Origin of the sequence: Streptomyces sp. NPDC006655 (assembly GCF_040703965.1) — a bacterium.
Lineage (GTDB): Bacteria > Actinomycetota > Actinomycetes > Streptomycetales > Streptomycetaceae > Streptomyces.
This window is the reverse complement of the sequence record NZ_JBEYJU010000006.1, coordinates 162,256-174,250: the sequence shown is the minus strand read 5'-3', so window position 1 is coordinate 174,250 and position 11,995 is coordinate 162,256. Positions and strand designations below refer to the sequence as shown.

The following is an 11,995-nucleotide window of genomic DNA, read 5'->3' as shown; positions in this document are numbered from 1 at the left end:
GTGCGGTGACTTTTTGCGTCCGGTCCGTGACCCCACGGTCATCCCGCCGGGGCGCCTCGGGTTCAGAGAGCGGCCGGGCCGTGTTCGCGCAGTGCCTGCCCGTACTGCTGGAGTACCCACAACTCGTTCTGCACGGCGGCGAGTTGTGCGGGGTCGCCGCCGGTGCCGAGGCGGGTGAGGGTGATCTGGATCTCGTGGATACGACGGTCGACGGCCCGGCGGCGGACGGTCACGAGCTGCTCGCCCGCGTAGTTCTCGTCGACCGTGCGGCGCATGATCGCCTCGACGGCGAGTTCGGTGACCATGGCGCGGACGGCGTCGTCGGGGGCGGTCTCACGGACGCGGACCAGGTACTCCTGGGGGTCGTGGACGCCGTTCTCGGCGCCGCCCGCCTCCATGATGGCCTGCCGTACGGCCGCGTAGGGGGCGGCGGTGAACTCGTCGACGCCGTACGCGTCGAACGCCGGGGAGACCAGCTCCGGGCGTTGCAGGGCGAGCTTCAGCAGCTCGCGTTCGGTGGCGTAGACGGGGTTGCGGAGGTTGAGGGCGGGACCGGAGACCGCGGGGCGCGCGGCGGTGTCGTACGACGACTGCTGCGGGCCGCGGGCCGGGGCGGAGCCCCCTCGGCCGCCCTTCTCCCGGGCCCAGCGCGCCAGCTGCGCCACCCGCTTCACCACGAACTGGGTGTCGAGGATGCCGAGCATGCCGGCGAGTTCCACGGCGACCTCGTGCTGGGCGCCGCTGTTCTTGATCCGGGCGACGATCGGGGCGGCCTCGTCGAGGGCCGCGGCACGGCCCGCGGGGGTGTCCAGGTCGTACCGGCTGACCACCTGGCGGAGCGCGAACTCGAAGAGGGGGGTGCGGGGTTCGACCAGGTCGGCGACCGCCTCGTCGCCCTTGGCGAGGCGCAGCTCGCAGGGGTCCATGCCGTCGGGGGCGATCGCGATGTACGTCTCGGCGGCGAACTTCTGGTCGTCCTCGAAGGCGCGCAGGGCCGCCTTCTGGCCGGCGGCGTCGCCGTCGAAGGTGAAGATCACGCGGGCGCTGCCGTTGTCCATCAGCAGCCGGCGCAGGATCTTGATGTGCTCGCCGCCGAAGGCGGTGCCGCAGGTGGCGATGGCCGTCGTCACCCCGGCCAGGTGGCAGGCCATGACGTCCGTGTAGCCCTCGACCACGACCGCGCGGCTGGCCTTCGCGATGTGCTGCTTGGCGAGGTCGATGCCGTACAGGACCTGGGACTTCTTGTAGATCGCGGTGTCGGGCGTGTTGAGGTACTTGGGGCCGGTGTCGGCCTCGTAGAGCTTGCGGGCGCCGAAGCCGACGACCTCGCCGCCGATGTCCCGGATCGGCCACATGAGGCGGCCGCGGAACCGGTCGATGGGCCCGCGCCGCCCCTCCTGGGACAGCCCGGACAGCAGCAGTTCCTTGTCGGTGAAGCCCTGGCCGCGCAGGTAGCGGGTGAGGTGGTCCCAGCCCTGGGGGCTGTAGCCGACGCCGAAGTGCACGGCGGCGGCCTGGTCGAAGCCGCGCTCGGCGAGGAAGACCCGGCCGGTCTCGGCCTCGGGGCTGCCGGCGAGCTGCTCGGCGTACCAGACAGCGGCGATCTTGTGCGCCTCGACCAGCCGGATCCGCTCGCCGCGCTGGTGGGACGGGTTGTACCCGCCCTCCTCGTAGCGCAGGGTGATCCCGGCCAGGCCGGCCAGCCGCTCGACCGCCTCCGAGAAGGAGAGGTGGTCCACCTTCATCACGAAGGTGATGGTGTCGCCGCCCTCCTGGCAGCCGAAGCAGTGGAAGAGTCCCTTGCTGGGGCTGACCTGGAAGGACGGCGACTTCTCGTCGTGGAACGGGCACAGGCCCTTCAGGTTCCCGCCGCCCGCGTTGCGCAGCTGGAGGTACTCGGACACGACGGCGTCGATCGGGACCGCGTCCCGTACCGCCTTCACATCCTCGTCATTGATCCGTCCGGCCACGGGTGAATTCTACGGGGACGGTCCGACATCACTGGAGCACGTGCAGCGCCCCTCAGGGGCGCTGGGGGTACCCCCGGCCGGAGGCTGGGGGAGGAACTGCGCGCGCAACCACGCACCTCCCCACCCGCAGAACGACAGGTCCCGGCAGACGGCTAGGCGAGTGACTCCAACGGCACGTGAGGGTTCGCCAGGGCATCGGTGTCCACCGCGGCCCGCGAGGAGATCAGCCGCTGGATCGGTTCTGTGACATCCCACACGTTCACGTTCATCCCGGCCAGCACCCGCCCCTCCCGTACCCAGAACGCGATGAACTCCCGCTTCCCCGCGTCCCCCCGGATGACCACCTGGTCGTACGAGCCGGGCGGCGCCCACCCGCTGTACTCCATGCCGAGGTCGTACTGGTCGGTGAAGAAGTAGGGCACCCGGTCGTACGGCACGTCCTGCCCGAGCATCGACCGCGCCGCGGCCGGGCCGCCGTTGAGCGCGTTGGCCCAGTGCTCCACGCGCAGGCTCGTGCCGAACAGCCCGTGCGGGAAGGAGGCCACGTCGCCGGCCGCGAAGATGTCCGGGTCGGACGTCCGCAGCCGTGCGTCGACGACGACGCCCCCGCCGTGCGCACGATCGGCGATCTCCAGGCCCGCCGCCTCGGCGAGGCCGGTCCGCGGGGCCGCGCCGATCGCCGCGAGGACGTCGTGCGCCGGGTGCTCCTCGCCGTCGTCGGTGCGGGCGGCGAGGACCATGCCGTCCTGTCCGACGATCTCGGTGAGCCGCACCCCGAAGCGGAACCGGACCCCGTGCTCGCGGTGCAGCTCGGCGAAGACGTTGCCCAGCTCGGGCCCGAGCACGCCGTGCAGCGGCGTCGGTCCGTGCTCGATGACGGTGACCTCGGCGCCGTACGTCCGCGCCGCCGCCGCGACCTCCAGGCCGATCCAGCCGGCGCCCGCGATCACGAGGTGCCCGTTGTCCCGGCCGAGCGCGCCGAGGACCCCCTTGAGGCGCTCGGCGTGCGCGAGGCGGCGCAGGTGGTGGACGCCGGCCAGGTCGGTGCCGGGGATGTCCAGGCGGCGGGGCTCCGCGCCGGTGGCGAGCAGCAGCTTGTCGTAGCGCACGAGGGTGCCGTCGTCGCCGAAGCGGACGGTCTTGGCGGCGCGGTCGACGCGGTCCACGGTCTGGCCGAGGTGCAGTTCGACGTCGTTCTGCGCGTACCAGGCGGGCTGGTGGACGAAGACGCTGTCGCGCTCGTCCTTGCCGAGCAGGTAGCCCTTGGAGAGCGGCGGCCGCTCGTAGGGGTGGTCGCGCTCGTCGCAGATCAGTATCACCCGGCCGCTGAAACCCTCGGCCCGGAGGGTCTCGGCCGCCTTCGCTCCGGCGAGTCCACCACCGACGATGACGAATGTCTGGTCCGCGTCGACCACTTGAAGCCTCCTCGTGAGGGTGCCGCCACATATGCCGCCCACATGCGCCGCACTGTGAGCCTCCCGCACGCAGCGTGATGCGGGAAGGGGGAGTGACCTTCGGTGCCGCGATCTTGACCCGTTCGGGGGTGGATCCGGACACGCAGGGTCACCCATGGTTCACATACGCCCCGTCAGCCTCGCATGCAACCACCGCGCGGAGGCGTCGGTGAGCGAGGCGATCTGATCGACGATCACGCGCTTGCGGGCGTGGTCGTCACCGGCCGTGTCGAACAGCGCCCGGAACTGCGGGTCCAGGCCCTCCGGCGCGCGGGCGGTGAGCGCCTCGGCGAGTTCGGCCACGACGATCCGCTGCTCGGCGCGGATCCGCTCCTGCTCGGCGCGCTGCATGACGTACCGGTGCGCGAGGGACTTCAGTACCGCGCACTCCAGCCGGGCCTCGCGCGGTACGACGAGTTCGGCGCCGTAGCGGGTGAGCCGGCCGGTGCCGTACCGCTCGCGGGTGGCGTTCTCCGCGGCCAGGCAGAACCGGCCGATCAGCTGGCTGGTGGCGTCCTTGAGGCGGGCCTGGGCGACCGCGCTGCCGTCGTAGCCGTGCGGCCACCACTCCTCGTTCCGGAGCCGGTCGAGGGCGGCGGCGAGTTCGGCGGGGTCGGTGTCGGCGGGCACGTATCTGCCGACGGCGACGGCGAAGACCTCCTGCCGTTCGGACTCGGCGCGCAGGCGGTCGGGGTCGATGTGGCCGGCGTGCAGGCCGTCCTCGACGTCGTGCACCGAGTAGGCGACGTCGTCGGACCAGTCCATGACCTGGGCCTCGAAGCAGGTGCGGGTGCCCGGGGCCTCCTTGCGGACCCAGTCGAAGACCGGCCGGTCGTCCTCGTACACGCCGAACTTCGGGGAGGCCGGGTCGGTGGGGTGCGCGCCGCGCGGCCACGGGTACTTGGTGGCGGCGTCGAGGGCGGCGCGGGTGAGGTTGAGGCCGACGGAGCCCTCGGGGGTGAACCGCTTGGGCTCGAGGCGGGTGAGCAGCCGCAGGGACTGGGCGTTGCCCTCGAAACCGCCGCAGTCGTCGGCGAACTCGTTCAGCGCCTGTTCGCCGTTGTGGCCGAACGGGGGGTGACCGAGGTCGTGGGAGAGGCAGGCGGCCTCCACCAGGTCCGGGTCGCAGCCGAGGGCCGCGCCCAGTTCGCGGCCGACCTGGGCGCATTCGAGGGAGTGGGTGAGTCGGGTGCGGGGGCTGGCGTCCCAGGCCTGGGCGGGGGTGCCGGGGGTGACGACCTGGGTCTTGCCGGCGAGCCTTCTGAGGGCGGCGGAGTGCAGGACACGGGCGCGGTCGCGCTGGAAGGCGGTGCGGCCGGGGCGTTTGTCGGGTTCGGGGGCCCAGCGGTCGGCTGACGCCGGGTCGTAGGCCGGCGGGGGTGCGGGTGCGGGGACTGCCATGGGTCGACAGTACGGGTTGGTGGTGGCAGAAAGGGGGTTGTGAGGTGCCTACTCGTCTGCCGGGTCGGGGTGCGTTCGCGAGTGCGGGTACGTGGGGGCTTGTCGCGCAGTTCCTCCCCCAGCCTCCGGCTGGGGGTACCCCCAGCGCCCCTTTCGGGGCGGCCCAGTGGACCCACCTTCTTGGGGGCGCGGGGAACTGCGCGATCGACCACAACGCACCCGAGGCCGCAGACGCACCCTAGGCGGCCACGGTCACCGGTGTTCCCAGTGCCCGCTCGTAGCGGTGGAGGACCAGGTCGGCCATCGCGGCGTGGGCTCCCAGGGGGGCCGCCACCACGCCCGGCGCCGCTGCCGCGCACTCGGTGGCGAAGCGGCCCGGGGCCGTGAAGTAGGAGGCGACGGCGATGTGCCGGCGCCCCTTCGCGCGCAGGGCGGTGACCGCTTCCGGGACCGTCGGGGCCGCCGCCGAGGCGTAGGCGGGGAGCACCGGGACGCCCAGGCGGGCGGCGAGGAGACCGGCCATGCGGTCGGTGTCGACCCTGGCGTCGGGGTCGCGGGAGCCGGCCGCCGCCAGGACCACGGCGCTCGCGGGCCTCGGGCGCCAGCCCGCCCCCAGCAGGCGGGCCCGCAGCGTGTCGGCCAGGAGGGGGTGCGGACCCAGCGGGGCGGCGACGCGCGTGCGGGCGCGGGCGGCGGCCGCCGTCTCCGGGATGTCCCGCTTGACGTGGTAGCCGCGGCCGAGGAGGAGCGGGACGAGGACCGCCTCGGTTTCCCCGAGAGCGGCGAGGGTGTCGGGGAGCAGCGGTGCGTTCAGTTCGATGTGACCGAGGTGCACGGGCAGGCCGGGGCGCAGGGCGCGCACCCGGTCCTGGAGCGCTCGTACGGTGCTGAGCGCGCGCGGGTCGCGGCTGCCGTGGGCCACCAGGACCAGGGCGGGCGGGCCGGGGCGCGGGGGAAGGTCGGTCACCGTCATAGGAGCATCCTCACCGGAGGAGATTGCGCGGCCGTTGCCTGACCGTCACGGCTGTTTTCCGGCGCTTCACGGTACGCACCCGTGCGGTGTGAGCGAACCGGAACGCCCCGGGCGGCGTCCTCCATGGTCGAAGCCGACAGGGCCCGGGGCCGACAGGGCCGACAGAGGGGACACCCGTATGAAGATCCGCCGACCGCGGTTGCCGCGCACCCGTACCGGCCGGCGGCGGCTGGTGCAGGGTGTGGTGGCGGGCTGCGTCCTGGCGCTGCTGCCGGCCACCTGGTTGTACGTGTCGACGGCGGACCGGCTGCGGACGGTGGCGGACGTGCCGCGCACCGACGTGGCCGTGGTCTTCGGCGCGGGCCTGTGGGACGGCGAGCCGTCGCCGTACCTGGCGCACCGTCTGGACGCGGCGGCGCGGCTGTACCGGCAGGGCCGCATCCGGGTGGTCCTCGTCACCGGCGACAACAGCCGCAAGGACTACGACGAGCCGGACGCCATGCGCGCCTACCTCACCCGGCACGGCGTCCCGGGCACCCGTGTCGTCACCGACTACGCGGGCTTCGACACCTGGGACTCCTGCGTCCGCGCGCGGCGGATCTTCGGCGTGGACCGGGCGGTACTGATCAGCCAGGGGTTCCACATCCGGCGTGCGGTGGCGCTGTGCGAGGCGGCGGGTGTGACGTCGTACGGGGTCGGGGTCGACGCCAAGCACGACGTGACCTGGTACTACGGCGGGACACGGGAGGTCTTCGCGGCGGCGAAGGCGGCACTGGACGTGGTGTTTCAGCCGAACCCGACGTTCCTCGGCCGGAAGGAACCCGGGGTGGCCCGCGCGCTGGCCGACGGCCGCTGAGGCGTCCGGCGGGAGGGTCACCGCCCCGCCGGCCTCCGGTGCCCGAGCCAGTCGCCGCCGTCGATACGCCGGCCCCGGGCGCGCAGCCGCTCGGCGACGGCCGGTCCCGCGACGTACACCCAGGCCCGGAGGGCGGCCCCGTCCCGCAGTCGTAGGGCCTCCCGTTCGACGCGCACGTACAGGCTCGCGGGATCGCCCGGTACGTACTCCTCCAGCTCGTCCAGCTCCTGGAGGAGCCGGTCGTACGACTCGGGCCGGGCGGTGACGAGTTCACCGCTGACCAGGCCGGTTCCGCCGGGTTCCGCGACGGCGTACGGATAGCCGGGTCCGTCGTAGAGCACCGCGCCGGCGAGGCGGCCCGGTTCCTCCGTCTCCGTGCGGCCGCGCAGGAACGCGTCGTGGTTGGGCTCGCCCGGCCGGAGGGTGCCGTAGACGAAGAGCGGGAGGTGGTGGGGGTTCCGGGCGGTCACAGAAAGGATTCTCCACCCACGCCGTCCCCACACACATCTCCATGGAGGCGCTATGGACATGACATGTCATGGCCCCTTAAATCTGTCTCGTCATCAGCGCCACCCCACGCCTTCGAGGCACTCTCCGAGGAGACTGATGAGCCGGACCCGGAACACCCGCGTTTCCCGTCTCGCCACCGCCGGCGTCGCCGCCACCACCGCGACCCTGCTGGCCGCCGCACTCTCCCCCGCCGCCCACGCCGACGCCAGACCCACCCGGGCCACCGCGATCGCCGACGCGGCCGAGGCGCTCGTCCAGCACGCCGCCGGACTCGGACTCACCTCCGCCGAGGGCACCTCGGTCCGGGACGTGATCGTCGACAAGAACGGCGCCCAGCACGTCCGTTACGACCGCACGTACCACAAGCTCCCGGTGCTGGGCGGCGACTTCGTGGTCCACCTCAAGGCGGACGGCGCGTACCGCGGCGCCGACCGGGCGACCCGGAGCACGATATCCCTCGCCTCGGTCGTGCCGGAGATATCCGCCCCGAAGGCCGCCGACCTCGCGGTGAACGCACTGCGGGCGGCACACCTCGGCGACGCGCTGAAGCAGGTGCGGGCCAAGCCGCAGCTGGTCGTCAACGCCCTGCACGGCACCCCGAAGCTGGCCTGGCGCACCAACGCCGTCGGCAAGGACTCGCTCGGCAACCCGGTCGCCCGCACCGTGCTGACGGACGCCCGCACCGGCGCCCAGATCGACGCCTGGGACAGCATCGAGACGGCGGCCGGCGACGGCAAGTCCCTGTACAGCGGCACGGTCCCGCTCCAGACGACGCAGTCCGGGTCGTCGTACAACCTCACCGACCCCACCCGCGGCAACACGTTCACCGGGGACGCGGCCAACAAGACCGACCTGTGCATCTTCGGCATCTGCATCAGCCGGGCGCCCAACACGGTGTTCACGGACGCCGACAACCACTGGGGCACGGGCGCCACGTCGGACCGCTCGTCGGCGGCCGTCGACGCCCAGTACGGCACCAACGAGACCTGGGACTACTACAAGAACGTCCACGGCCGCAACGGCATCGCCGGTGACGGCAAGGGCTCGTACAACCGCGTCCACTACGGCAGCAACTACAACAACGCCTTCTGGGACGACAGTTGCTTCTGCATGACGTACGGCGACGGTGACGGGACCACCTTCGGGCCGCTGGTCGCCCTCGACGTGGCGGGCCACGAGATGACCCACGGGGTCACCTCCAAGACGGCGGCGCTGACGTACACGGGCGAGTCCGGCGGCCTGAACGAGGCCACCTCGGACATCCTCGGCACGCTGGTGGAGTGGTACGCGAACAACTCCTCCGACCCGGGCGACTACCTGATCGGCGAGAAGATCGTCCGCTCCGGCTTCGGCAAGACGGCGCTGCGGTACATGGACCAGCCGTCCAAGGACGGGAGTTCGGCCGACTACTGGAGTTCCTCGGTCGGGAACCTGGACGTGCACTACTCGTCCGGCGTCGCGAACCACTTCGCGTATCTCCTCGCGGAGGGCAGCGGCGCCAAGACGATCAACGGCGTGAGCTACAACTCGCCGACGTACAACGGCTCGACGGTCACCGGGATCGGCCGGGACAAACTGGGTGCGATCTGGTACCGCGCGCTGACGGTCTACATGACGTCCTCGACGAACTACGCGGGCGCGCGGACGGCGACCCTGAACGCCGCGAGGGACCTCTACGGCGCCGGCAGCACCGAGTACAACGCGGTGGCGGCGGCCTGGAGCGCGGTGAACGTCAACTGAGCGGACCGCGGGACGCATGACGTCGGCCGCCCCGGTCGGGGCCGCGCACCGGGCCGGGGCGGCCGCACCCCGTACCTCGTACCCCATGGCAAACAGCGGCGAACAGGGTGAATACCCGGAATTCAAGGAACAGCCGGGGCATTCATACTGCCGCTGAGCGGATCCGATGGCGGATGTGTGTGAATTCCGTGACGGCCACCGAATTCCGCAACTCCGTTGTCGCGGCAAGCCCTTGCGGCACATTCCCTCGTGCACTAACTAGATAAAACATGAACTTGTTCAGCCGCCCCCACACCGCCCGGCGCACCCCCACGGCCTCGCCCCGCTCCGCGCAGGCATCCTCCCCCCACGGCTCCGCGCCCGCTCTGCCGGACCCCGCGCTCGCCGCCCTCACCGGCGAGTGGATCATCGACCCGGCGCACAGCAGAATCGGCTTCTCGGTCCGGCACGCGATGGTGACGACGGTGCGCGGGGCCTTCACCGAGTACAAGAGCCGGCTCTACTTCGACGGCCGTGACCCGTCCCGTTCCCAGGCGGAGATCATCCTGTCCACGGGCAGTGTGGACACCGGCGTCGAGCAGCGGGACGCCCACCTGACGGGCCGCGACTTCCTGGACTCCGCCACCTACCCGCGGATGCGCTTCCAGAGCACGGCGGTACGCCTCAAGTCCCCCGACGTCTACGTGATGACCGGCGACCTCGCCATCAAGGACCGGACCCGCCCGGTCGACCTGGAGCTGACCTACATCGGCCACGTCACCGACCCCTTCGGCTACCAGCGCGTGGGCTTCGACGGCACGACCACGATCAACCGGATGGACTGGGGCCTGTCGTACAACTCCCGCCTGGCGGAGGGCGGCGCGATGGTGAGCGAGACGGTGCGCCTGCAGTTCGACATCGCGGCGATCCGGATGGTGCCGGAGGGCGCGGTCTAGGGACGGAACGGCGGCTCCGACGGCTCGCCCGTGACTCCGGGACTCGTCCATGGCTCCGGCGGGTCACCCGTTCACTCCCCCCACGACCCGCCGTCCGTGTGCTTTTCATACATTTCCCTCCGCTTTCTTTCTATAGCCCCTTTGACCTGCCAGAACGGGCTCGCAACACCCCTGGCAAACCCGCTCTGTGACACCCGTTCATCCCACAGCCGACGGAATCTCGGGGAGCGGGTCCGGCCCGCCTGCCTTTACCTCGGAAGAGCAAGGGAGTGGACGAGAGCCCGACCAGGAGCGAGGGAGCACCATGCGACGCACCGTCCGTCTGCTGACCGGAGCCGCGCTCGCGGTGGCCGCGGCCGGTGGCGCGACCGCGCCGGCCTACGGCAGCGGCTCCGGCGGCCTGGACGTGTACCCCTCGACCGCGGCGCCCGGCGCCCAGGTCACGGTGAACACCGCGGTGTGCGGGGAGCGGGGGTCGGCCGTCGGCGACGCCGGTCCGGTCGGCGCCGGGACGTTCACGCTCGCGCCCAGCACGCACGAGGGCGAGGCGATCGGCGCGTTCCGGGTGCCGCCGAGCGCGCAGCCGGGGACGTACGAGATCGTCGCGAAGTGCGCCGACGGGACCCGCCGGGCCACCGGTGACCTGACGGTGGCGCTGACGCCGGCCGCGGGGCCGCTGCAACCCCACGGCAGTGTGAAGACGGGGGTCGGTGGTGCCCTTGGCACCGACCCCGTGCAGACCGCGGCGGGCGTGGCGGCTCTGGCCGTCGCCGCCGCGGGCGGTACCTGGCTCCTGCATCGCCGGGCGAGAGGCGATGCGTTCTGACGGACACCCTCCGCTGTCCGTCCGCCGGTACCGCCATCCCACCCCCTCCGGGTCCGACGCCCCTCGCGGCCCGGAGGGGGTAGGGGGTCACACGTTCGGTCGCCTTCGAAAGAGGGGTGCGCATGCGCAGGATCGGGGACACCGCGATAGCCGCCGTGACCCTGGTGGCCCTCGGCTCGGGCGTCTGGCTGCTCGGCCCGGGATCGGGGCCGCGTGACGCCCCGCCCCAGCCGTCCGCCGCGGAGGGCCGCCCCGACCCCGGGGAGGAACGCCTCGCGACCCCCGCGCTGCCGCCCTCCCCGCCCACCCGGATCCGCATCCCCGCCATCCGCGTGAACGCCCCGCTCATGGGCCTCGCCCTCACCTCCGCGGGCAGCCTCGACGTGCCGCCCGCCGCCGACAAGAACCTCGCCGGCTGGTACGAGGCGGGCACCAAGCCCGGCGAGACCGGCACCGCGATCGTCGCCGGGCACGTGGACAACACCGAGGGGCCCGCCGTCTTCTACGACCTCGGCGCCCTCAGGCGCGGCGCGGTCATCGAGGTGGACCGGCGGGACAGGTCGGTCGCCGTCTTCACGGTGGACGCGGTCGAGGTCTACCAGGCCCGGGACTTCCCCGACGAGAAGGTGTACGGGGCCGCGAAACGTCCCGAGCTGCGGGTGATCACCTGCGGCGGCGGTTACTCGCGCACGACCGGCTACCAGGGCAACGTCGTCGTCTTCGCCCACCTCACCGGGAGCCGCTGACCACCGGGGCCCCCGCCCGCGCCGGTACCGCGACTCCGCCGACACGGGCGCGTTGCGGGCGCCTCACAGGCGCTGTCCGCCGTGCCCGATGCCCCTCACACTCCTCCGCCGTCTGCGAAGAGGGCAGCGTTCCGCGCGGGAAACAGGGGTGATGCGGTCGGGTAACGTCCGCCGCGCACGCTCCTGGACATGACCTCGAATACGCGTGTGGTGGTGACCGGCGCCGGCCTCGCGGGCGCCCGCCCCGCCCGACGACTCGGGGAATCCGGCACGCCGGGGGCACCGGGAGCACCGGGAGCACCGGTGAGGCCCGTGCCGCCGATGCCGACGCCGACCCCACCGACGACACCACCCACGGCACCCGTGCCGCCCACTGGGCCCGTGACGCCCGCCGGACCACTGGCGGCGGCCGGACCAGTGGCATCCGCCGGATCCGCGACGTCCGCCGGATCCGTCACGTCCGCCGGACCCGTGCCGACCACGGGGCCCGTGGCATCCGCCAGGTCAGTGACGCCCGCCGGGTCCGGCGCGTCCGCCGTGCCCTTCGCCGGTGGCGTCCCCCCGCTCCACCTGCTCACCCACGA

10 protein-coding genes are annotated in these 11,995 nt (G+C 72.6%); 5 read left to right on the top strand and 5 right to left on the bottom strand.

Features of this window, described 5'->3' with window-relative positions; translation table 11 throughout:
* Window positions 1-62 precede the first annotated feature (62 nt).
* The 4 genes from dnaG to AB0958_RS05600 all read right to left on the bottom strand — a co-directional run bounded on the left by dnaG (window position 63) and on the right by AB0958_RS05600 (window position 5,798).
* Window positions 63-1,970: a DNA primase gene (dnaG, locus tag AB0958_RS05615; RefSeq protein ID WP_366889002.1), complete on the bottom strand. Its 1,908-nt coding sequence runs from the start codon at window positions 1,968-1,970 to the stop codon at window positions 63-65.
* A 152-nt stretch (window positions 1,971-2,122) separates the two neighbouring features.
* Entirely contained in the window at window positions 2,123-3,385 is a 1,263-nt protein-coding gene (locus AB0958_RS05610; RefSeq protein WP_366889001.1) for an FAD-dependent oxidoreductase, read from the bottom strand.
* A gap of 159 nt (window positions 3,386-3,544) precedes the next feature.
* Window positions 3,545-4,825 (bottom strand): deoxyguanosinetriphosphate triphosphohydrolase, encoded by a 1,281-nt coding sequence (locus AB0958_RS05605; protein ID WP_366889000.1) that lies wholly within the window; start codon window positions 4,823-4,825, stop codon window positions 3,545-3,547.
* 238 nt (window positions 4,826-5,063) lie between these two features.
* Window positions 5,064-5,798, bottom strand: a complete 735-nt coding sequence (locus tag AB0958_RS05600; protein ID WP_366888999.1) for a sirohydrochlorin chelatase — start codon at window positions 5,796-5,798, stop codon at window positions 5,064-5,066.
* A 178-nt stretch (window positions 5,799-5,976) separates the two neighbouring features.
* On the opposite strand from AB0958_RS05600, the gene AB0958_RS05595 reads away from it, so the two are divergent.
* Window positions 5,977-6,654: an ElyC/SanA/YdcF family protein gene (locus tag AB0958_RS05595; protein WP_366888998.1), complete on the top strand. Its 678-nt coding sequence runs from the start codon at window positions 5,977-5,979 to the stop codon at window positions 6,652-6,654.
* Between the two features lie 17 nt (window positions 6,655-6,671).
* Here the strand turns inward: AB0958_RS05595 and AB0958_RS05590 are convergent, their stop codons facing one another.
* On the bottom strand, window positions 6,672-7,124 hold the full coding sequence (locus AB0958_RS05590) for a gamma-glutamylcyclotransferase family protein (protein ID WP_366888997.1): 453 nt from the start codon (window positions 7,122-7,124) through the stop codon (window positions 6,672-6,674).
* Window positions 7,125-7,260: 136 nt separating this feature from the next.
* Between AB0958_RS05590 and AB0958_RS05585 the strand changes: the two genes are divergently transcribed.
* From AB0958_RS05585 to AB0958_RS05570, 4 genes are all read left to right on the top strand, one after another.
* Window positions 7,261-8,904 carry a M4 family metallopeptidase gene (locus AB0958_RS05585; RefSeq protein ID WP_366888996.1) on the top strand — a complete coding sequence of 548 codons (1,644 nt, stop codon included), beginning with the start codon at window positions 7,261-7,263 and terminating at the stop codon, window positions 8,902-8,904.
* Between the two features lie 269 nt (window positions 8,905-9,173).
* Window positions 9,174-9,839, top strand: a complete 666-nt coding sequence (locus AB0958_RS05580) for a YceI family protein (protein ID WP_366888995.1) — start codon at window positions 9,174-9,176, stop codon at window positions 9,837-9,839.
* 304 nt (window positions 9,840-10,143) lie between these two features.
* The gene (locus AB0958_RS05575; RefSeq protein ID WP_366888994.1) at window positions 10,144-10,665 is read left to right on the top strand and encodes a hypothetical protein; all 522 of its coding nucleotides are present in this window, start codon (window positions 10,144-10,146) and stop codon (window positions 10,663-10,665) included.
* A 122-nt stretch (window positions 10,666-10,787) separates the two neighbouring features.
* Window positions 10,788-11,411 carry a class F sortase gene (locus AB0958_RS05570; RefSeq protein ID WP_366888993.1) on the top strand — a complete coding sequence of 208 codons (624 nt, stop codon included), beginning with the start codon at window positions 10,788-10,790 and terminating at the stop codon, window positions 11,409-11,411.
* Window positions 11,412-11,995 lie beyond the last annotated feature (584 nt).